19 protein-coding genes and 1 tRNA gene are annotated in these 23,192 nt (G+C 37.8%); 6 read left to right on the top strand and 14 right to left on the bottom strand.

The features are described 5' to 3' along the window. The first annotated feature begins 78 nt into the window (after positions 1-78). Positions 79-1,089, top strand: a complete 1,011-nt coding sequence (locus ABN236_RS14760) for a serine hydrolase domain-containing protein (protein ID WP_194951379.1) — start codon at positions 79-81, stop codon at positions 1,087-1,089. A gap of 181 nt (positions 1,090-1,270) precedes the next feature. Here the strand turns inward: ABN236_RS14760 and ABN236_RS14755 are convergent, their stop codons facing one another. The 8 genes from ABN236_RS14755 to ABN236_RS14720 all read right to left on the bottom strand — a co-directional run bounded on the left by ABN236_RS14755 (position 1,271) and on the right by ABN236_RS14720 (position 10,782). Further along, entirely contained in the window at positions 1,271-2,743 is a 1,473-nt protein-coding gene (locus ABN236_RS14755) for an insulinase family protein (RefSeq protein ID WP_088494355.1), read from the bottom strand. A 174-nt stretch (positions 2,744-2,917) separates the two neighbouring features. After that, complete coding sequence (locus ABN236_RS14750; protein WP_349474316.1) at positions 2,918-3,628, bottom strand: HAMP domain-containing protein; 711 nt, start codon at positions 3,626-3,628, stop codon at positions 2,918-2,920. A 521-nt stretch (positions 3,629-4,149) separates the two neighbouring features. Then, entirely contained in the window at positions 4,150-5,151 is a 1,002-nt protein-coding gene (gene dppF, locus ABN236_RS14745) for a dipeptide ABC transporter ATP-binding subunit DppF (protein ID WP_088494353.1), read from the bottom strand. Next, positions 5,144-6,127 (bottom strand): dipeptide ABC transporter ATP-binding protein, encoded by a 984-nt coding sequence (gene dppD, locus ABN236_RS14740; RefSeq protein WP_194951381.1) that lies wholly within the window; start codon positions 6,125-6,127, stop codon positions 5,144-5,146. The genes dppF and dppD overlap by 8 nt, the downstream gene beginning before the upstream one ends. Positions 6,128-6,139: 12 nt before the next feature. Further along, entirely contained in the window at positions 6,140-7,042 is a 903-nt protein-coding gene (dppC, locus tag ABN236_RS14735; protein WP_088494351.1) for a dipeptide ABC transporter permease DppC, read from the bottom strand. A gap of 11 nt (positions 7,043-7,053) precedes the next feature. Beyond that, a complete protein-coding gene (dppB, locus tag ABN236_RS14730; protein ID WP_088494350.1) occupies positions 7,054-8,073 on the bottom strand; it encodes a dipeptide ABC transporter permease DppB in 1,020 nt (339 codons plus the stop codon). A gap of 165 nt (positions 8,074-8,238) precedes the next feature. After that, positions 8,239-9,846 carry a dipeptide ABC transporter periplasmic-binding protein DppA gene (gene dppA / locus ABN236_RS14725; protein ID WP_088494349.1) on the bottom strand — a complete coding sequence of 536 codons (1,608 nt, stop codon included), beginning with the start codon at positions 9,844-9,846 and terminating at the stop codon, positions 8,239-8,241. Positions 9,847-10,705: 859 nt separating this feature from the next. Next, positions 10,706-10,782 (bottom strand) — tRNA-Pro (locus ABN236_RS14720). 298 nt (positions 10,783-11,080) lie between these two features. Here ABN236_RS14720 and ABN236_RS14715 point away from each other — a divergent pair. Next, a complete protein-coding gene (locus ABN236_RS14715) occupies positions 11,081-11,386 on the top strand; it encodes a DUF5339 family protein (RefSeq protein ID WP_349474315.1) in 306 nt (101 codons plus the stop codon). A gap of 62 nt (positions 11,387-11,448) precedes the next feature. Here ABN236_RS14715 and ABN236_RS14710 read toward each other — a convergent pair whose 3' ends face one another. Next, a complete protein-coding gene (locus ABN236_RS14710) occupies positions 11,449-11,784 on the bottom strand; it encodes a YceK/YidQ family lipoprotein (protein ID WP_088494347.1) in 336 nt (111 codons plus the stop codon). A gap of 390 nt (positions 11,785-12,174) precedes the next feature. Here ABN236_RS14710 and ABN236_RS14705 point away from each other — a divergent pair, with 390 nt between their 5' ends. Next, on the top strand, positions 12,175-13,833 hold the full coding sequence (locus ABN236_RS14705) for a putative transporter (RefSeq protein ID WP_349474314.1): 1,659 nt from the start codon (positions 12,175-12,177) through the stop codon (positions 13,831-13,833). Between the two features lie 265 nt (positions 13,834-14,098). Here the strand turns inward: ABN236_RS14705 and ABN236_RS14700 are convergent, their stop codons facing one another. Continuing rightward, positions 14,099-15,358 carry a valine--pyruvate transaminase gene (locus tag ABN236_RS14700; protein WP_270756458.1) on the bottom strand — a complete coding sequence of 420 codons (1,260 nt, stop codon included), beginning with the start codon at positions 15,356-15,358 and terminating at the stop codon, positions 14,099-14,101. Positions 15,359-15,528: 170 nt separating this feature from the next. Continuing rightward, on the bottom strand, positions 15,529-16,113 hold the full coding sequence (locus ABN236_RS14695) for a DNA-3-methyladenine glycosylase I (RefSeq protein ID WP_349474313.1): 585 nt from the start codon (positions 16,111-16,113) through the stop codon (positions 15,529-15,531). 238 nt (positions 16,114-16,351) lie between these two features. Here ABN236_RS14695 and glyQ point away from each other — a divergent pair, with 238 nt between their 5' ends. Both glyQ and glyS read left to right on the top strand, forming a co-directional pair. Further along, on the top strand, positions 16,352-17,257 hold the full coding sequence (gene glyQ / locus ABN236_RS14690) for a glycine--tRNA ligase subunit alpha (RefSeq protein ID WP_004246832.1): 906 nt from the start codon (positions 16,352-16,354) through the stop codon (positions 17,255-17,257). 9 nt (positions 17,258-17,266) lie between these two features. Next, entirely contained in the window at positions 17,267-19,339 is a 2,073-nt protein-coding gene (gene glyS / locus ABN236_RS14685) for a glycine--tRNA ligase subunit beta (RefSeq protein WP_194951384.1), read from the top strand. A gap of 54 nt (positions 19,340-19,393) precedes the next feature. On the opposite strand, the gene ABN236_RS14680 is transcribed toward glyS, so the two are convergent. The 3 genes from ABN236_RS14680 to ABN236_RS14670 all read right to left on the bottom strand — a co-directional run bounded on the left by ABN236_RS14680 (position 19,394) and on the right by ABN236_RS14670 (position 22,215). Continuing rightward, a complete protein-coding gene (locus ABN236_RS14680) occupies positions 19,394-19,834 on the bottom strand; it encodes a hypothetical protein (RefSeq protein ID WP_349474312.1) in 441 nt (146 codons plus the stop codon). Next, positions 19,824-20,711, bottom strand: a complete 888-nt coding sequence (locus ABN236_RS14675; RefSeq protein WP_349474311.1) for an endonuclease/exonuclease/phosphatase family protein — start codon at positions 20,709-20,711, stop codon at positions 19,824-19,826. Before ABN236_RS14675 ends, ABN236_RS14680 begins: the two co-directional genes overlap by 11 nt. A gap of 217 nt (positions 20,712-20,928) precedes the next feature. Then, complete coding sequence (locus ABN236_RS14670) at positions 20,929-22,215, bottom strand: YidR family protein (RefSeq protein ID WP_349474310.1); 1,287 nt, start codon at positions 22,213-22,215, stop codon at positions 20,929-20,931. Between the two features lie 136 nt (positions 22,216-22,351). On the opposite strand from ABN236_RS14670, the gene ABN236_RS14665 reads away from it, so the two are divergent. Then, on the top strand, positions 22,352-22,969 hold the full coding sequence (locus tag ABN236_RS14665; protein WP_088494339.1) for a trimeric intracellular cation channel family protein: 618 nt from the start codon (positions 22,352-22,354) through the stop codon (positions 22,967-22,969). The last annotated feature ends 223 nt before the right edge of the window (positions 22,970-23,192 follow it).

Here is a 23,192-nt window from a genome sequence, read left to right as displayed (position 1 = left end):
GAGTTCTGCAATATAAATAAAGGGTGCCAAGTACACCCTTTTTGCTGATTTATTTTCCTGACAGATAAGGAAGTAACTATGGTTCAATCAATGACTGATGCTTTTCATGCCTTACCTTCAGCAAGTGCTATCTATATCACAGGTGCTGGTATTCAATACCCCTTTGGTATGGCACACGGATTTGCTGACGAAAGTACCCAGAAAAAATTAACTGTAGATACGCCTTTTCGAATCGCTAGTAATACAAAAACCTTTCTTGCTGCCGCTTTTTTACGTTTATGGGAACAAGATGCTCTATCCCTTGATGATGACATAACTAAGTATTTAAGTGCTAATTATCAACAGACATTATTAGAGCTAGGGTATGATCTCAAAACCATTACACTACGTCATTTATTAAGCCACAGTAGTGGTTTATTCGATCATGCAAATGAAGCTTACCTTGAAGAGGTGATTAAAGATCCCTCTCATAAATGGACACGAGAAGAGCAAATAGCACGCTATGCTCAACAAGGTTTTCCCATTATCCCAGCAGGAAAACGCTTTATTTATTCAGATACAGGCTACATTTTGTTAGGTGATATTCTTTCTCAGTTTATGAGAAAAAATATGGCCATCGCCGTTCGTGAATTATTGCATTTTCAAGACTTAAATTTACCACAAACATGGTGGGAAGGTTTGGAGCTACAACCTAAGCCCCCTAAAGCGCGCGCTAGACAATTTACAGGTGAGCATGAAGGTACTCATATTGATCCTTCAATGGACGCTTTTGGCGGTGGCGGGCTTGTGATGACAACCCTTGAATTAGCTGAATTTACAGCTGATCTCTTCGAAGATAGAGTTTACTTACATCCCTCAACCTTGAAAGAGATGAAATGGCAAGGCTCGCATACTGGTGCTGCAAATTACCGTTTAGGTTTAATGGCTGAAGAAACTAGCCTAGGCACACTTTACTATCACCTTGGTTACTGGGGCTCGGTAGCTTATTATTTACCTGAAAAACAGATTGCTATTGCAGGTTTTACAACCCAGAGAAATAGCCGTGAAGATTTGATAGCTATTATTAAAGAAGCGTTTAAACGTCTTTAAGATCAAACAAATAAAAAGCCAAAAATTTGGGGTCACTTCAAATATAGAAATAACACTTTTGGCTTTTTATTTGCTTTATGGCTGATATTTTTTCAATATCAGCCTATCTCTGTTTTATTACGATTTCTTCGTCGGTGTTGTTTCCACCACTGGAGTTGTTACCGCAGGGGTTTCAACTGCTTTATTTTGGTGTAGCATTAGTTGCAACAGGAGCTGGTGTATTTGCCGTTTCTGGATGAACTTGCTTTTCAAATTGAATACGTAACTCACCTAGATTTACGGTTGGCGTTTCACCACTTTGCGTTAGTACAAAAGCAATATCTTCAGATAAAATTCTTGAAAGTTCCTGATTTAACGTCTCTTTTGTTAAGCCGGCTAAAAATGCTTGGCGTAAACGCTGATATTGTTCAGGTGGAATATCAATAATATTGCTTTGTTGTGATAACAGACGCTGATTAATTAAAATAGCCGTACTGGTTTTTGCATAACGCGCAAACAACTGAGTTAATTGAAGTTGTTTCTCTTGTTGAAGCTCTTGGTACAACTCATCGCTAATACCTTGGTTACGCAAGCGACCTAATTCTTCTCCTACCCATGATGCTAATGCAGGAATGTGTGCTGTGGCAGTATCAAGATTTAAAGAACAACTTGCACGCTGATATTGTACTCGGCAATCAATGTTAATTTGAGTGCTGTCGTTTTCTTTGCGTTGTTCAAGACTACGACCTAAATGTACGAAAATTACTTCACGAGCTAAATCACTTAACCAATATTTATTTAACGTGTCAGAGTCTTTTACTGGCGACCAATCTAAATCCCAAATTAAAGCAATCTGGTCTTTTGCACGCATAGGTTCTTGCACATATAACGTTTCAGGTTTCATATCAGCAAGAATAGGGACTGGAACTGGTGTTACACGTTTTCCTGATAGAGATGAAAAAGCCTGATTAATACTTTCAGTCAATACTCGATTATCAACATTACCTGCAACATAAAGCGTCATCATATCTGGGGTATACCAACGCTGTTGGTAATCCGACAACTCTTTAGTATTTACAGATTGATTAACGGGTTTGCCCGGATTGTGACCTTTTAAATTAGAACCTTCAAGACGTGAGCGCCAGATAGGATCTTCAATATTAAGAGGAAATGTTGCAATCGGAAGTGGAGATTGAACTGCGTTACGAACTGCATTTTCTGTATATTGTGCAGGTTTAGCAATACCTGCTAATAATGCAAAAGCATCCTTTAACAGCTCAGGCTGGTTGTTCGGTAAACTTAGATTATAAACAGTAAAATCGTATGAAACGATCATTGGAGGTAACGGATAGTCAGGATCTAACGCATTTTTCCATAGATTATCGCGTTTTTCTGGCGTTAAACCTGTATTTTCCAAAACGTTGAGTTTGGACACCAAGGATGAAAAACCCGTTTCACTGCTTTTTTCTGATAAAGACCCCGTATTGACTAATAAACGGATCTGTATTCTATCATTTGGGCGTTGCGGTGTTTGTAAGATTTGCCACTGAAAGCCATTTGCTAGTCGCCCTTCTTGCCAAGCTGGATCAGGCTGTAAAGCCTCTGCTTGAACTTGGCAAACAACAGCGCCGAACATAACGCTTCCCAATAAAATTCGTGTCATTACACCCTGCATGTGAACCTCTGTTGTATTAATCCTTGGTATTAAACCACTTATGAGGTTTAACAATAAGTGCCAAAAGACATGTTAGATGTTGGATGTCTATTTTTTGTATTATCATTCTTTATCACCACAGAAACATGAAATGAAATCACTATAGTGATTAGACTCATTATGGCGTAAGAAGGTTCAGGCCTTCGGCAATTTTTGATCAGATTTTTGATGATTATATCCTTTAACCAGCAAACCAATCTCATCATCACAATGTGATTTTGGACAAGATAACGCTGAAACTTGGCTATCTTTATTGAGGGTGACGGCGATTTGGCGTAAAGGTTTTACAACAATACGATTAATACACCAACTAATAGCAACCGTCAGAATAAGCCCCATCAACAGATATGTTGTTAGCATCAATGCAACAGTATTACTGGCAAAACGATAAAAACGGTTTGTGTCAGCCTGCAAAATGAGATGACCACTATAGGACTTATCATCTGTTGAAGTAATACCTAATGGCTGTAAAGGAATAACAGCTTCAACGGGAATACCAAAAAGCCAACTTGAAAATTCAGAGACTTCTTTTTTAGGTGCAAAATCTAAATTCATTACTTGCACATTCTCGGGTTGCATGACAATCGCTTTACCCAAAATCCCCGTTGCTTTTAGTGCAACTATCTGTTGTTTAGCATCGTTCAAATCTGACCGTAACAATGCATCAGCGAGTGGTTGCTGGATACTTACACCGGCATTAAAAAGCTGATTTTGATAATCTTCACGACGTTGATCTATCAAATAAACAAGTTGAATACTGATAAAAATAGCAATAGTCACCAACGTAACGCCCGCAACAGCGGCCATCTGTTTTATTGTTAATGAATGTTTAAGATGAGGTTTCATCGTTGCTATTTCCAATATACATGTCTGATCAGAGTGATTATACTGTATTTTTGTGATTATGTATCACTCTCAATAAAGAAAATAACGTTATAAAAAGCGCCTATCCATTAAAATGAAAGTAGATAAATATATAATTATTATTATTTGAGTATAGCTATAATATAAAAATAGTAAAATAAAAATAAAATCTTACTCTCTTTGTTATTTACAACAAATCTACTTTATATTAATGAAAAGATACAATTCACTAAAAAACACCAGAGCATATAAAATTAAACACTATTAAACCCTTAATCCAGAGTTAAAACACAATTCTAAGCACAGTATATTTCTTAATGGAAAATATTATTTCCCTTTAATATCGTTGAAGTTTATATTTTAAAAAATTCACATAAATATAATATTTGATATCTATCAAATCATTATTAGATTATTTAGTTAAGATTAATTAAATATTATTAATGAAAAAATAAGAACAATATAAATCAATATATTGCTCTTATTTAATGAGATGAGTTTATTTAAACTATTGCGTTATCTTGCTCCACGGCAAAACAAGCAATAAGCTGACCGTCATACTCTTTTAATGTTGGCTGTAATTGACTACATGGTCCAAATGCACGACGACAACGAGCAGCGAAAGCACAACCCGGTGGCGGATTTAATGGGCTTGGTAATTCGCCCGTCAATTTAATGCGCTCTCGTCTTAATTCAGGCGTCAATCTAGGTGTTGCTGATAATAATGCCTGCGTATAAGGGTGCTGTGGATTTTCAAAAATTTGTGCTTTTGTTCCTTTTTCTACACAACGCCCTAAATACATTACAATAACTTCATCGGCGATATGCTCAACAACCGAAAGATCATGGGAAATAAACACATAAGAGAGCCCCATATCTTGTTGCAGATCCATCATTAAATTCAGTACTTGGGCACGAACTGATACATCCAGTGCAGAAACCGGTTCATCCGCTACCACAATATCTGGATCAAGCATCAAGCCACGCGCAATAGCAATACGCTGACGTTGACCACCAGAAAACATATGTGGGTATCGGCTATAATGTTCTGTTTTTAATCCAACTTTAGCCATCATTGATAATACTTTTTCTTTACGCTCAGAAGCATTCAGTGTTGTATTGATCAATAGAGGTTCTTCTAAAATTTGCCCCACTTTTTTACGCGGGTTCAATGATCCATAAGGATTTTGAAACACAATTTGGATCTTCTGACGACGTAACTTCTCAGCCGATTTATCTTTAATTAGCAAATTTTGCCCACGATAAGAAAGCTCACCGGAAGTAGGGATCTCAATCATCGTTAATAATCGACCTAATGTGGATTTGCCACATCCCGATTCACCAACAACAGCTAAAGTTTTACCGCGCTCTAATTCAAAAGAGACACCATCAAGGGCTTTAACCGTTCTCTCTTTTGAGAAAAGCCCGCCTTTTACGCTGTAATACTTCGCTAAATTAACCGCTTTTAATAGGGGCGTTGATACATTGGGATTAACTTCAGCCATGGGTAGGTCTCCCTGCATTATCTAGCGGTGTATGACATTTCACACGGTGCGTTCCTAGTTCTTTTAATTCAGGCTCAATCTTATAACATTCATCATGAGCATATGGGCAACGTGGATTGAGTAAACAACCTGTTGGTCGATCATAACGTCCCGGTACAACGCCCGGTAGTGATGCTAATCGTGCTTTATTACTCGCGAACTCTGGGAGTGCTCTTAATAATGCTTGAGTATAAGGATGGCGAGGCGCTTTAAAAATTTCTGATGCTTTTCCAGATTCCACGACTTGCCCCGCATACATCACAATAATAGTGTCTGCAGCTTCTGCCACTAATGCGAGATCATGAGTGATCAACACCAGTGCCATATTTTCTTGTTTTTGTAAGTCGAGCAAAAGCTCTATGATTTGAGCCTGAATAGTCACATCCAGCGCAGTGGTCGGTTCATCAGCAATCAATAATTTAGGGCGACAAGCGATCGCCATTGCGATCATAACACGCTGACTCATTCCCCCTGAAAGCTGGTGTGGATAAACATCTAAGCGAGAAGCCGGATCAGGAATACCCACCAGCGTTAAGAGATCGATAGCACGTTGTTTACGTGTTTTACGACTTCCACCCTGATGGACTTTTAACGCTTCCATAATTTGATAGCCAACCGTAAAGCAAGGATTCAAGCTTGTCATTGGATCTTGGAAAATCATCGCAACATCGGCACCGACCAAATTGCGTCGTTCTGATTCAGAGATTTTCATAAGATCTCTACCATCAAAATAGAGCTCTTGTGCACTCACTCGTCCCGGAAAATCAATAAGCCCCATAATCGCCAACGAGCTAACAGATTTACCCGAACCAGATTCCCCTACAATGCCGACCACTTGCCCTTCTTCAACTTGATAGCTAATTCGGTCTACCGCTTTAAACGGAGTATCTTCATCACCAAAGTGAACAGATAGTTGATTAATATTTAGTAATGCCATGTTCTTACTCCGTTACTGCTTTAATTTCGGATCAAGCGCATCTCGTAAACCATCACCCATTAAGTTAAAGGCTAATACGGTAAACAAAATCGCCAGACCAGGAAACGTCACAACCCACCATGCGCTTTGTGTAAACTGCAACACATCAGATAACATGGTTCCCCATTCAGGAGTTGGTGGTTGCGCGCCCATACCTAAAAAGCCCAATGCCGCCATATCTAAGATTGCATTAGAAAAACCTAAAGAGGCTTGAACAATTAAAGGCGCAAGGCAGTTAGGTAAGATATTGATAAACATTTGACGCATTGAACCTGCGCCTGCAACACGAGAGGCAATCACATAGTCACGGTTAACTTCAATTAAAACAGCGGCTCGAGTCAGTCGAACATAATGCGGTAAGGCAACAAAAGTTAATGCGATAGAAGCATTAACAATAGAGGGACCAAAAATAGCGACCAATACTAGTGCCAATAATAAACTAGGTAATGCCAGCATGATGTCGACAACACGCATAATGCCGATATCCACAAGACCACCGAAGTAACCCGCAGCCAGCCCTAGAATGATCCCTAAAATAAGTGATAACACAACAACGATACAGCCCACCAATAACGAAAGGCGAGCACCAAACATTAAGCGCGAAAGAATATCGCGACCAACATCATCTGTACCTAGAATAAATTGCCAGCTTCCACCTTCTTGCCAAACAGGAGGTGCCAATAAGAAATCTCGAAATTGCTCATTGGGGGCATGAGGCGCAAGAAAACCTGCAAGTGCTGCAATAAGCAACATAATTACAATATAGATTAACCCAACTACGGCACCTTTATTTTGTTTAAAGTAGTGCCAAAATTCTTGAAAGGGCGTCATGGGAGCCGGTGCACTGATGACCGGTGTTACTTTATTTTCAGTCATTTATGCATTCCTTATTTTTTATGGCGAATACGAGGATTCACAATGCCATAAAGAACATCAACCAACAGATTGACGAAGATAATCATCGTTGCAATTAAAAGCACACCACCTTGAACAACGGGGTAGTCACGTCGCTGTAAAGCATCAATCAACCAGCGTCCTAATCCCGGCCATGAGAAAATGGTTTCTGTTAAGATTGCACCTGCCAGCATTGTCCCGACTTGTAATCCAATAACGGTGACAACAGGCAACATCGCATTACGTAATGCGTGGATAAGAATGACGCGAGCACGGCTTAAACCTTTTGCTCTTGCAGTACGAATATAATCTTCGCCTAATACTTCAAGCATCGAAGAGCGCGTCATACGCACGATAACCGCTAGAGGAATGGTTCCTAATACAATGGCAGGTAAAATGATGTGATGAACAGCATCTAAGAAATCCCCTTCCTCACCCCAAAAAAAAGTATCAATCAGCATAAATCCAGTAAGTGGATTACTGTCATCTAAAAAGACACTATCAGCGAGACGCCCAGAGACAGGTGTTAGGTCTAATTTTACAGACACTAACATGATTAACATGATCCCCCACCAGAAAATTGGCATGGAGTAACCTGCTAATGACACACTAATCGCAGTATGATCAAAGATAGACCCACGTTTTACCGCAGCTAAAACACCAACTGGGATCCCAACTGAAACCGCAAAAATCATGGCGCAAACGCCAAGTTCTAAAGTGGCTTTAAAGCGAGGTAAAAATTCATCCCATACAGGAATGCGACTTTTTAATGAGATACCCAAATCACCATGGAGAATACCATTTAGGTAATTGATATATTGTTGCCATAAAGGCTTATCCAGCCCCAACTCTGCCATTAAATAAGCATGACGCTCTGGAGAAAGGCCACGTTCACCCGCCATAATCATTACCGGATCACCGGGAATAAGATGGACGAAAATAAACGTCAGTAATGTAATTCCGATAAACGTAGGGATCACAAGTCCCAAACGTTGAAGGATAAATTGCAGCATATCCTAATTCTCTTTTCAAACATCAGCTAAAAGATAGCGCTGATAAATCAGGGGAAAGTCCCCTGCGCCCACAGTGTACTGAATGTATTCGTTATTATTGAATAGCGGTGCCTTTCATAAAGAAAGACACCGTACTTAAGGCAATCCAACGATTAGGTATTGCTATTATTTAAGAGAGACATTCTCGAAGTGATGTTTGCCTAACGGATCAACCACATAGTTTTCTACTTTTTTACTCACAGGCTCATAAACGGTCGAGTGAGCAATAATCAGTGCGGGTGCTTGATCATGCATAACAACTTGAGCTTGTTTGTAGAGTTCAACACGCTTGTCGTGATCGGCTGCGACTCGAGCAGGTTGGATCAGATCTTCAAATGGCTTATAGCACCATTTTGAATAGTTCGATCCTTGCTCTTTTGCGGCACAACTAAATAGCGTAGCAAAGAAGTTATCTGGGTCCCCATTATCCCCCGTCCAACCCATCATCACTGCTTGGTGTTCACCAGATTTAGCACGTTTGAGATATTCGCCCCACTCGTAACTTACAATCTTGGTTTTAACACCAATTTTTTCCCAGTCCGCTTGTACCATCTCAGCCATACGGCGGGCATTTGGATTATAAGGACGCTGTACTGGCATTGCCCATAAATCGATAGTAAAGCCATCTGCAAGACCCGCTTCTTTTAGCAGCGCTTTGGCTTTTTCAGGGTTATATTCGTAATCGACGATATCGTCGTTATAACCCCACATTGTAGGAGGAATGAGGTTTTTCGCTTTCTGGCCTGCGCCTTGATAAACAGCTTCAATAATGGCGTCTTTATTCACCGCCATACTTAATGCTTGGCGAACCTTTTGGTTATCCAGTGGTTTTTTCTCAACGTTAAAAGAGATATAACCCACGTTTAAGCCCGGTTGTTCTAATAGATTGATATCGCTATTTTGTTTCATCTTCGCAATATCAGCAGGATTTGGGAAAGGCATTGCCTGACACTCGCCTTTTTGCAGTTTTGCATATCGTACAGAGGCATCAGGTGTAATAGAGAAGACTAAACGATCAATATCTGGTTTTTTACCCCAATATTGGTCATTAGCTTTATAAAGAATACGAGAGTCTTTCTGATATTGCTGTAATTGGAAAGGCCCTGTACCGATAGGATCTAAGTCCACTTTTTCAGGTGTACCTGCTTTCATCATGTTATCCGCATATTCAGCGGATAATATAGAAGCAAAGTCCATTGCCATATCAGCAATAAAAGGGGCTTCTGAACGCGTTAAAACAAAACGAACGGTATGATCATCAACCTTCTCGATTTTCTCGATCATGTTGTTCATATCCATTCCGGAGAAGTATTCATAACTTCCGCCAGACACTTTATGGTAAGGATGTTTCGGGTCCATTTGACGCATAAACGTGTACATCACGTCATCCGCATTAAATTCACGTGTTGGCTTAAAAGTTTTACTATTATGCCAATTCACGCCTTTACGTAAATGGAAGGTATACACTTTACCATCATCGCTCACATCCCAACTTTCAGCTAAGCCTGGAATGATTTCTGTTGTACCCAGTTTAAATTCAACTAAACGGTCATAAATAGGCACTGAACTTGCGTCATAGGTTGTTCCAGAGGTAAATAACTGAGGGTTAAATCCTTCAGGTGAGCCTTCAGAGCAATACACCAATGTTTTTGCCTGCACACCCGCAGAAACAGCTAATGCGAGCAATCCAATTGTAGCGGTCAAAATTCCTGTCTGTTTTTTGGAGCTTTTCATCATTACTCTCCGAAATTGTTCTGTTGTGTTTTGGTTTCCTGTTTAAAAACGGAATACCTTTTTATTTTGTCATTGTTCAATTAACCAACTGTATCCCCTTACGTCAATAAGGTGTTAGAAGGTAAAAAGAACTCGTTATAAACACAAATGAAACAAATATTGAACAAACTCAGAATAAAAAAATAAGTCTCTGACTAATATCTAGTCAATAAAACCACACATTAAGGAATCCTTAAGTAAAATGACTATTTTAAAAAAAGCCATAATTTGTGATTAACCGCTTAAATATTGAACGAATATTTTGAAATGAAACAAAGAACTTGGCGCTTTATTCTGTTATGGAAGAAAAATAATTATCTTACTAGAGGATACTGATTTTAGTTTTAATCAAGCAAATAGAGTGAAAAGTATCAATTTTTGCCTCTTAGCAAATCACTTAACTAGATAAGACCATGAAATTCAGTCTGTTATTAATGATTTTAATTCTTTCATAGTGAAAAATTTATATTCTTTAAGCATTACCAGAAGTTCTATCGCCTATAAAAAGTGGCGTTAGAAGAAAATTTACAGACGTCTTTAGGCTGTTTATTAAAAAACTTCTAAAATAATTTAATGCCTAAACGACTTTATAGATCAGCGAAACTTACTGCATTTCCAGCCAATATTTCTCTTGATTTGGAAAATATTTCCATGAATTTCTGTTTTTAAACTTAATAGGAACTTCGAATGCAAGGTATGGATGGGATAGAAGTAAAATGATTGAGAGAAGGCACTATTATGGTGAGAGCAAAAAACAGAGAGGTATTTTTAGTGAGGCTAAAACGACAAAACCCCGCTTTAAAAGCGGGGTTTCTTAATATGGTCGGCGAGAGAGGATTCGAACCTCCGACCCACTGGTCCCAAACCAGTTGCGCTACCAGGCTGCGCTACTCGCCGAAAACGAGGTGCATCTTACTGCCTGAAGCCCACTCCGTCAATACTTTTTTAGTATCTCCTGACTGTTCGTATGGTTTTCAACCAAAACGGTTGATTTTTAACTTTTTTATCATAAAAAGAGGTGAATTTTAGCGTTATTGTAACAAGCTTACCTGTCTATCTTCGTTTTACTATGGCTTTCTTTACGTTACCCATAAAAAATGAAAAAAAATAACAAATTTATTCTTAATTATTATCGTCTAATTAGTGTGCTTTTTATATAATTCCCTTATGTCAAATAAGGTAGGTAGTTTAGAGAATGAAACAATGTTGGTGGGGTGTCGCATTACTTTTATTGTCAACCACACTTCCAGCTCAAGCATCTACAGTTCATGCTTGCCGAGTGTACTTTAAAGAAGCGGATAGATTTATTCAGTACATTTCTCAAAGAGAAGATCTAAAACATAATATGCCGGAGATTAAGGCTAACTTCGAGCAAAGCAAAAAGCAGATAATGACAGCGCCTCTGTCAGAACAAAAAGTAATATGTGACAAGGAAATGCAAGAGCTTAATAGTTTGAATAAAATGTTTGGACCTAAAGAAGAAACGGTACTAAATAAATAATCAAATAAACAGATAATGACTAAATATAATTACTTATTTATTATTTAGTCATTAATTTGATATTAATTCTTATTTTCATGATTATTATTCGCAGTTGTACTTTCCAATCTTTTTATGCGTTCTTTAGGTGAATTATCACTTTTGTCATCACCCTGAGTATAATAATCATAAGGTAATAATAAAGTATCTAATACTGCACTAAAAGGAAGATCGAGAATAACCAATGGTTTCATTGCCCATCCAGTTTCATCATCTTTTAGCATTGTCATGTTATTTTTTGTCCCTGAATAAAGTTCTTTATTCGGGCCAGCATGAGTCATAACACTTGAGCAACCTGTCAGTAATGTCGTCAAAAATGTGACTAATGTTAAATTTTTACTTGTCGTTCTGAATATCATAGGGCACCTATAAAACGAGATCCGTAGTCAACGCTTTTTATCATATAGTTAAACCTGTTTTCTCTTACAGGACAAGAGAAAGATGATATAAAAAAGCTTAATTTTTTAGTTATTAAATAAATAAGTCTCGCGTGAAAAAGTTTCACTTTATCTAATTTTAAAAAGCATAATAATATTATTAATTATTATGTTTCTATGATATTAAAATTCAACCTTCATTATTTTAAATAAACATTTTAGCTTTATATTTATCTTTCTTGTTTGTTTTATCTCTATATATGCTAGATCTGTGCGATAAGACACAGCGACTTTCATTATTCTTTGCCAAAATAGGTTTATCGTTTTAGCTCAAATTTTCTCATTTTTATTTTTGGGTACAGGATCTTTTCTATGAGTGATATTGCATTAACAATGGTGATGTTGTCATTAGCAGGCGCTCTAGGTCTTTGGATTGGCAATATCAAAATCTATCGAGTCAGCCTAGGGATAGGCGGTGTTCTTTTTGGTGGAATTATTATTGGCCACTTTGCTCAGCATTATAACTTTTCGCTTAATGCACAAACTCTTCATTTTATTCAAGAATTTGGGCTTATTCTTTTTGTTTATACTATTGGTATCCAAGTCGGTCCGGGTTTTTTCTCCTCACTACGTGTTTCAGGCTTAAAACTAAACGCCTTCGCTATCTTAATTATTCTTCTTGGCTCAATCATAACCGCTTCTATTTATCGTCTATTTGACGTTCCTTTACCTATTATTTTGGGTATTTTTTCTGGTGCTGTTACCAACACGCCTTCTTTAGGTGCTGGGCAACAAATACTGACGGATCTGCATGTTGACCCAACTTCTGTGGGACAAATGGGAATGGGCTATGCCATGGCTTATCCTATGGGTATCTGTGGCATTCTTCTCGTAATGTGGCTTATTCGTGTGTTCTTTAAAATCAACATTGATGAAGAAGCAAAAGCCTTTAGTAACCAACAACACAGCACTAAAGATGCACTACATACCATTAATATTGCGATTAAAAACCCCAATTTAGATGGCTTATTAATGCAAGATATTCCTCTGCTCAATGAAGATGCCATCGTCTGCTCCCGCTTAAAGCGTGGAGATAACATTATGGTACCGATGCCATCAACAATTATTCAGTTAGGGGATTTACTCCATATTGTCGGTTCAAAAGAAGATCTCAATAAAGTTCGCCTAGTACTTGGTGAAGAGGTCGATGCTTCACTTTCAACATCAACAAATTTACTTCAATCAGTACGAGTCGTTGTAACGAATGATTCCGTGCTCAGTAAACGTTTAAAAGATCTGGATCTTAAAAGAAAATACGATGTTGTAGTGACTCGATTGAACCGCGCAGGTATCGAACTTATTCCAAGTAATAATAGTATGTTGCAATTCGGGGATATTCTTAATGTTGTTGGACGCCCTGAATCTATTGAAGCCATTACAGTTCTGTTAGGTAACGCCCGTCAGAAATTAGAACAAGTCCAAATGCTTCCTGTCTTTATTGGTATCGGCTTAGGGGTTCTACTTGGCTCTATTCCTATTTTTATTCCCGGTATTCCTGTGGCACTTAAATTAGGTTTAGCTGGTGGTCCTCTTGTTGTTGCCTTAATTTTAGGACGTATTGGTACATTTGGTAAGCTCTATTGGTTTATGCCTCCAAGTGCAAACTTGGCATTGCGAGAGCTAGGTATTGTCATGTTTCTTGCTGTGGTAGGGCTAAACTCTGGTGGTGAATTTGTCGAAACATTAATTTACGGTCAAGGCTTGAGTTGGATTGGTTATGGTATTTTGATTACATTATTACCGTTATTGATTGTCGGTGTGATTGCCAGAGTCTTCTTTAAGCTTAATTATTTAAGCCTCTGCGGAATGTTGGCTGGTTCAATGACCGATCCCCCTGCATTAGCCTTCGCAAACTCAATTCATAGCTCAAGTGGGGCTGCCGCGCTTTCCTATGCCACAGTTTATCCTTTAGCAATGTTTTTACGCATCATAACACCACAATTAATGGCACTTATTATATGGACTTTGTAGTAAAAATAATAAATATATTAAATAGTTGAACCAAATTTGTTATCAAAATCCACATTTGGCTTAGCAGAGGGATAATTAAGGCAATGAATGGCTCTTATTTAAGCCATAGATTTTATAAATGTCTGTTTTAATAGTTCTCGTGCTAAGAAATTTAGATTGAGACGGATTGCTAAATTTTTAGTAATCAATTTCTTTCCGTCAAACTTATGCTCAAAAGTCCTCGTTATTGTCTTTGCCCCTTCTTCTCGCTGAAGGGGCATTTTTATTAGATATTCACTGGCTGATAGATGTTCTCGATTTCTTCAGCCAGAATTTTTATTCCTTTCTCAATCAATTCAGGCTCAGGCACGTAATTCATCCGCATACATTGATGAGCGTGATCCCATGAATTTTCTAATCCCGGAAAGAAGTAATGTCCCGGCACCATTAATACACCACGTTTTTTCAAACGACGGTAAAGCTCTTCACAAGAAACAGGTAAATCTTTAAACCAAAGCCATAAAAAGATCGCACCTTCCGGCTTATGAATAAGACAACGCTCTTCAGGTAAGTAGCGGCGGATAATATTAATAGTTTCAAGTACTCGTTGATGATAGAAAGGCCCTATCACATCTTGAGATAACCGCATTAAATCATCGCGTTTTAGCATTTCTAATGCCATTGCAGGCCCAATTCCACCGGGTGCGAGACTAATAATGCCGTTAACATTTGTAATAGCTGAAATCAGCGCTTCATTGGCGATAATAATGCCACAACGTGCTCCCGGTAGGCCTAACTTAGACAGGCTCATACAAAGGATAGTGTTGTCATTCCAACGAGGTGTTGCTTGAGTGAAAATAATACCCGGAAAAGGAACACCGTAAGCATTATCTATAATCAGAGGGATATTGTGCCGTTTAGCTAAAGCCTCTAGCTTTTCAACTTCATCGTCAGTAATTACATTACCTGTTGGATTGGTTGGTCTAGAAACACAAATAGCGGCAATGTCATCACCAATTTCAAGATGAGCAAAATCGACATGATATTTAAATTGTCCATTTGGCAACATTTCTATTGTTGGCTTATTTGCAACAAACAGATCTTCTTCTAATCCAGAATCAGTATAACCAATATATTCAGGGGCAATTGGGAAAAGAATTTTACGTTTCTTCCCATCTTTGGTTGTGCCACCTAATAAATTAAATAGGTAGAAAAAAGCACTTTGGCTGCCATTAGTTAGTGCAATATTTTTTGCCGAAATATTCCAGCCTAGCTTCTCTTTTAAACATGCCGCCAACGCTTGTAACATGGCATCTTTGCCTTGCGGACCATCATAGTTACAAACCGCATCACTTAATGAGCCATTTTCGGTCATCTCTTTAAGTAATTGACGAAAATAGTTATCCATTTCAGGAATATGAGCAGGATTTCCGCCTCCTAGCATCACAGCACCGGGTGTACGTATTCCTTCATTTAAGTCTTGCATCAAGCGAGCAATGCCTGAGTGCTGAGCAAACTTTTGCCCAAATTGTGATAGTTGAGTCATCTTTGCAGGTATCTTCTATGTTGCTTTCTCGTTAAGAAATACCATACCGCGAGCTTTAACCTGCATCAATAGTTATAATCGAAATGATAGAATAGTAATATTAATATGATTTTAAATATTGAAATATAAAGCCAATAACACTCTCGATTAAAGATAACTCAACTCATATTTTACCTTTTATTGGCGTTTTTACTCTCTTCTTGGCGACAAAAGCAAGAGAGAATATGGTCATTTACCATACCAACGGCTTGCATAAATGCGTAGCACGTTGTTGTACCAACAAATTTAAAGCCTTTTTTCTTTAACGTTTTTGCCATTTTATCCGAGATTTCTGTGGACGCGGGCACTTGGGAAATATTATTCCACTGATTAATAATGGGTTTATTATCAACAAATTGCCAAATAAACTGACTAAAATCTTCACCTTGTTCTTCCATTGCCATGAAAATACGAGCGTTATTAATAATGGCGTTAATTTTTCCTTGATGACGAATAATTGCAGGATCTTGCAATAAAGCTTCAACATCCTTATCTGTCATTTTGGCAATTTTTTCGGGTGAAAAATTAAAAAAACAGCGGCGGTAACCTTCTCTTTTCTTAAGTACGGTATACCAAGATAACCCAGCTTGTTGACCTTCAAGACAGATCATTTCGAAAAGCTTGTATTTATCTCGTTCAGGTTTACCCCACTCATCATCATGATATGCCAAATATTCAGGATCACTGGTTACCCAATCACAACGCTGTTTATTCATTTTCTCATTCCTTGTTACCAATAACTTGTAATAGCACCATTTTATATACTGTATAAATATACATGTAAATAGGTGAAAAAAAATTCAATCTAATTCTTTGAGCATAGTCATAAAGTCAATTAAGGGATTATTTTTTTGATCGAGGGAAAATTGCCCGCATTCCTTGCTGTATATCTTTCGTCTAGAAGGTATACTGAAACCTTTCTTTTTATTCTATGTATCGCCATGCGGATATAACATGCAAAAGTTTGATACCAAAACCTTTCAAGGTCTTATCCTGACACTACAGGATTACTGGGCTCGCCAGGGCTGTACCATTGTCCAACCATTAGATATGGAAGTGGGCGCAGGCACATCACACCCAATGACTTGTTTACGTGCATTAGGCCCAGAGCCTATCGCTGCGGCTTATGTACAGCCTTCTCGTCGTCCAACAGATGGACGTTACGGTGAAAACCCTAACCGCTTACAGCACTATTACCAATTCCAAGTTATCATTAAGCCATCACCTGATAATATTCAGGAACTTTATCTTGGCTCATTAAGAGAATTAGGTTTAGACCCAACAATTCATGATATTCGTTTTGTGGAAGATAACTGGGAAAACCCAACTTTAGGTGCTTGGGGCTTAGGCTGGGAAGTTTGGCTCAACGGCATGGAAGTGACGCAGTTTACCTATTTCCAACAAGTCGGTGGATTAGAATGTAAGCCTGTTACGGGTGAAATCACTTACGGCTTAGAACGTCTTGCCATGTATATTCAAGGTGTTGATAGCGTTTATGACTTAGTTTGGTGTGATGGTCCATTAGGTAAAACCACCTATGGCGATATCTATCATCAAAATGAAGTTGAGCAATCAACCTATAACTTTGAATACGCCGACGTAGACTTCCTGTTCTCTTGCTTTGAGCAATATGAAAAAGAAGCTCGTGAGTTGTTAGAGTTAGAAAAACCTCTGCCTTTACCTGCCTATGAACGTATTTTAAAAGCAGGACACACCTTTAACTTATTGGATGCACGTAAAGCTATCTCTGTGACAGAGCGCCAGCGTTATATTTTACGTATCCGTACTTTAACCAAAGCGGTTGCTGAAGCATATTATGCTTCTCGTGAAGCGCTTGGTTTCCCTATGTGTAAAAAGTAAGAGGCTATCATGACAACTGAGACTTTCCTCGTGGAAATCGGCACAGAAGAATTACCGCCGAAAGCGCTTCGTTCTTTAGCCGAATCTTTTGCTGCTAATTTTACTGCTGAACTGGATAACGCAAATATCACTCATGGTGATGTATCTTGGTTTGCAGCGCCTCGCCGTTTAGCCATTAAAGTGGCTAATATGGCGAAATCACAAGCAGATAGAACCATTGAAAAACGTGGTCCTGCGATTGCTCAAGCATTTGACGCTGACGGTAAACCGACAAAAGCGGCTGAAGGTTGGGCAAGAGGTAATGGCATTACTGTTGACCAAGCAGAGCGCTTATCAACAGATAAAGGCGAATGGTTATTTTATCGTGCAGAAGTAAAAGGTGAAGCTGTTAACCAATTACTGATTGGCATGGTAAGCAATGCATTATCAAAATTGCCAATTCCAAAATTAATGCGCTGGGGTGATAAAGAAACTCACTTTGTACGCCCTGTTCATACAGTCACCTTATTATTAGGTGATACCGTTATTGATGGTGAAATTTTAGGTATCCAAAGCGATCGCGTTATTCGTGGTCACCGCTTTATGGGTGAAGCTGAATTCACTATTGATAATGCGGATCAGTATCCTGAAATTCTTTATGAGCGCGGAAAAGTTATTGCTGATTACGAAACACGTAAATCAATTATTCTTCATGATGCTCGTCTTGCTGCTGAAAAACTTGGCGGTATCGCAGATTTAAGCGATAGCTTAGTCGAAGAAGTCACTTCATTGGTTGAATGGCCAGTTGTGTTAACAGCAAAATTTGAGGAAAAATTCCTTGAAGTTCCTGCTGAAGCACTGGTTTATACCATGAAAGGTGACCAAAAATACTTCCCTGTTTATGACAAGCAAGGCAAATTATTACCTAACTTTATTTTTGTCACTAATATTGAATCTTCTGATCCACAACAGATCATTAGCGGTAACGAAAAAGTAGTACGTCCTCGTTTAGCTGATGCTGAGTTCTTCTTCAAAACTGACCGTAAACAACGTTTAGAAGATAACTTACCACGCCTTGAAACCGTATTATTCCAGAAAGATTTAGGCACACTGCGTGATAAAACAGACCGTATTCAAGCATTAGCTGGCTTTATTGCTGGCAAAATGGGTGCTGATGTTAATAAAGCAACCCGTGCAGGTTTACTGTCAAAATGTGACTTAATGACCAATATGGTGTTCGAATTCACAGATACCCAAGGTGTTATGGGTATGCATTATGCGCGTCATGATGGTGAAGCCGAAGAAGTCGCGGTTGCATTGAAAGAACAATATCAGCCTCGTTTCGCGGGTGATGAATTACCTTCTAATCCGGTTGCTAGCGCCCTCGCTATTGCAGAAAAGATGGATACACTTGCGGGTATTTTCGGTATTGGTCAACATCCTAAAGGGGATAAAGACCCATTTGCTCTACGTCGCGCATCACTGGGTGTTTTACGTATTATCGTTGAGCAAGACTTACCGTTAGATATTGAAGAATTAACACAAGAAGCGGTTCGCCTTTATGGTGACAAACTGACTAACAAAAATGTGGTCAGTGATGTGGTTGAGTTTATGTTAGGTCGTTTCCGTTCTTGGTATCAAGAACTGGGTTACAGCATTGATACTATTCAAGCTGTATTAGCACGTCGCCCAACACAACCTGCTGACTTCAATGCTCGCGTTAAAGCAGTAACTTACTTCCGCACATTAGACGAAGCCTCTGCATTAGCAGAAGCCAATAAACGTGTTTCTAACATCTTAGCAAAATCCGCTGATGTAAAACTGAATGACACTGTTTTAGCTTCCGTCTTAAAAGCACCAGAAGAAGTTCAATTAGCAGCTAATCTTTCTGTATTACAAGATAAATTGGCACCATTATTTGCAGAGCGCAAATACCAAGAAGCATTAGTTGAACTTGCCTCATTACGTGATGTGGTCAATAACTTCTTTGATAAAGTCATGGTAATGGATGAAGACGAAGCAGTTCGTATCAACCGTTTAACCATGTTAAGCCAATTGCGTGAACTGTTCTTAAAAGTCGCGGATATTTCTGTTTTACAATAAGTTGTAAACCCCAGAAAACAGAAACCGGCATTGTGAAAGCAATGCCGGTTTTTATCAAACATCATTATTCTTACGTAAATTATCTTTTAAAGGATGATGAACAAGCTCCATAATTCTTATCGATTCTTTATCAATAATACTCACAATAATATGCAGTAAATCATCAATATTCTCCGCATAAAAAGATTCAATTTCGGTTTCTATTTCAATAGGAAAACCATTTATTTTACTAAAACTATAACCAAATAATATAAACCCAGACTTATCACTTGCATTTAATTTATCAATATAAATAAGTCTTTCGCTATTAATAAATTTAGGGCTGTAATGATGATTATCTTTAAATAATACTTTAATTTTATTATTAGTGATCACTTCTAATTTTTCGATAACTATATTTATTTTATTCTCTATTTTATTTTTTATATCAATAATAGAGGATGCTCTATCCAATGAAGCCTTTATCTTTTCAAAAAAATTATTTTCATCGTTCATGTGAAACCCTACAAAATATTGGATAATGATCAAACTTTTTAAAGAAAATATCATCGAGGCAGTGATTAGCATCATTTAAGATCCGATAGAAATCAAGCTGTTCGAGATCTAACTTAAAGCAGTCTTCTTTCCCATATAAAAATGAAGAAGAGAAAATCATTTGATCAAAAACATACCATCGATTTATTGATGCTGAATTATAATAATACGTGCCTAAGTTATTCGTTTTCTTATCCGACAAAAGATACCAAAATGGATTAAATAATAGTTCTCTTTTCTTTTTTATGATGTGATAGTCTCTTGTTGCATATAATGTATTAATCATCACATCAGAATAAGGTTCAGTATTATAATCACCCATACAAATAATTTGTGTGTCTTTTCCTTTATTTTCAAATAGCTTATCAATACTATTTCTCAACTCTTGGGCAGCTATACGCCTAGTTTTTTCATCAGCACTTAGTACAGATGGCCAGTGTGATAAAAAGAATGTGATCATTTTTTGATTTTCAAGATCTTTAAATGAAACACTGACACCCACTCTTATTGTTCTATTATCAGGTTGAAGTTTAGTTAAAAACTTACTTGAGATAAATGCTAATTTATTCATATTGTACATTATAGAAATATCAATAAGTATACGGCCTATCTTTCCTGATAAATCGATATATTCCATGTTTAATTCGCAAGCTAATTGTTTAAAATCTATGTTTTCCCTTTTAGAAATCTCACAAAGTGCAACTATATCAAGCGTTCTCTCTTTTATTATTTTTCTAAGATATTGTTTTGCCAATCCGATATCTTCTATATCTATTTGCTTACTTGACCTTATTGGTGGAGATAATCCCATATTCCACCAGCATAAATTCAATTCCATTTTTATATATAATTCCATTTATAATAAATTATTTTTAAATATTACTAGTTATTATCTTACTAAGGCTTAGTAATTTAGCACAATAAATTAAAATAGAAAAAATAATAAAACAAATCAAAATAAACAAATATTTTAATTCATATTTAAACTATTAGTTTTTTATTAAATTAAAAGGTATCTTATTATTTAAGATACCTTATTTATATACGATAAAACTTTACAACCCAGTCTCTACTGTAAATATTTGGCGATAACCATCAATATCACGCATAAATGCAATATATTGGTCATTTGGAGAGAATACGACTGCATCACTACTTGGTGCCTGTGCTGTTCTTTCTGTTAATCGAGTTAACTCACCCGTTTTCACATTACATAGCATCACGCTGTTATCACAAATAAAGGTGAGATATTGTCCGTTACTATTCCACGTAAAGGCTGACTGAATATCCCAATCCTGCGAAGTGACTTGTTTTATCTCTTTCGTACTCGGTGATACCGTATATAACTGCACAATGCCGTTATCATCTTTCATCAAGAAAGCAATCGCATCGCCTTTTGGGGAACTTCTTAACCAGTGACGAGGCTGATTTAAAACACCTGCATACTTCCTATTTGCTGTATTTGTTAGGCGAACTTGATGAATACCTTTAGCCACTGCGGGCATTGTTGTATCCGTTCCTGCCAATGGTTTATCACCTTCAACACTGAAAGCCTGATTATCATCAGGTAAATCCACTAAGAAAATATCAGCGACTTTATCACCATTTTCACTCATGGTATCGCCGATAAATGCAATAGCCCAACGCTGCTGTGAACCATCAACCTTTATATAACCTTGAGTACCAACCCAACACTCTTCATAAGCTTTATTAATTTCGTCGCTTCCCTTTTGTGGATAAGCAACAGTTTGGCTTATTACAGTGCAAAAATATTCACCGTCATATTCACGAGGATGTTTTTTAGCGACATTAACCGCTTTTAGTGGTACAGCAACAGCCACATTACGTTGATCATATTCGCTCCCCAGTTCATGCATAATATGATCATTGTAGGTAAAGCTTAAACGTGTGCCGTCAGGGCTAAAGACGTGAACATGTGTACCGCCACGTAATGCGCCGGCTTGATAAGGTGATGTCAACGAACAAGCGTCGATATTAAATGCACGATTATTTTCTGATTCATCAACAATCACACCTCGACGATGATGAAAGTCATAATGCCATTCATTATCTGGGTTTTCTGGCCCATGAATAAAGGCATAACGCACGGGCTCTGTTGGGCTTACTGTCGCAACCCCTGCATGTGCCCCTTGTGTTGCTGTGTAAATGATCTGTTGCTGTTTTGTTTTCGCATGAATTTTTTCTATGGTTAGACCTGTAAAAGATCCCCCATTGGGACGTACATCATAGACTAACCACTGGCTATCTGGCGTCCAAACATTTATATTAGTTAGCTGATGATGACGGCTATCAAACGTAATCTGGTGTTCCTGAAAAGACATATTTATCCTTATCGGGAAATAAATTTCCACATTATAAAAACTAATTAATTTTACCTGGCACTAAAAAAATTCAGTCGAGACTTTTTCGCAAGGTAATTATTCTACCCTCACTAAATAGTCAGAAAATTAGAAAATCATGTTACTTAGTGTTCTCTATATTATTGGTATTACTGCAGAAGCCATGACCGGTGCGCTTGCTGCTGGTCGTCGTAAAATGGATGTTTTTGGCGTTATTATTATCGCCTCTGCAACCGCCATTGGTGGTGGCTCTGTCAGAGACATTCTGCTCGGCCATTACCCGCTGGGTTGGGTAAAACACCCTGAATATATCGTCACTGTTGCATGTGCTGCTGTTATCACCATGTGGGTTGCTCCCATGATGAAACACCTACAGCGACTCTTTCTTATCTTAGATGCCATTGGTCTAATGGTTTTCTCTATTATCGGTGCGCAAATCGCACTCGATATGGACTATGGCCCAATTATTGCTGCTATTGCTGCGGTGATTACGGGTGCTTTTGGTGGCGTATTAAGAGATATGCTTTGTAATACCATTCCTTTAGTTTTCCAAAAAGAAATTTATGCCGGTATCGCTTTTGGTGCTGCGTGGCTTTATATGGGATTACTGTTTTATACACCGTTACCAAGAGACGTCATTATCATCATTACCCTAATTGCAGGGTTAACAGCTCGACTTCTCGCTATTCGTTATAAATTAGGCTTACCTGTCTTTAATTACGAGAATCAAGATTAACGAATCGCTGTTTTAACGACAGCGGTTCTTTTTGATTCTGTGGGGTATCTCAAAATATAATCTCTTTTCGCTATTGTGATAAAAGGTAATTCCTATCACTGAGCCTTTAATTCTATGTTAATATTGACATAGTTTAATTTTTCTCTTGTTTCTATATTCAGAAAATAGAATGTAATAAGAAAAAAATGGCCCTGTATTAAACATGGGCACTGTATGTCATTCA

The organism is Proteus sp. fly-1013 (assembly GCF_040140245.1).
Classification (GTDB): domain Bacteria; phylum Pseudomonadota; class Gammaproteobacteria; order Enterobacterales; family Enterobacteriaceae; genus Proteus; species Proteus mirabilis_B.
The sequence above is the reverse complement of the archived record's forward strand: the minus strand, read 5'-3'. Positions and strand labels throughout refer to the sequence as shown.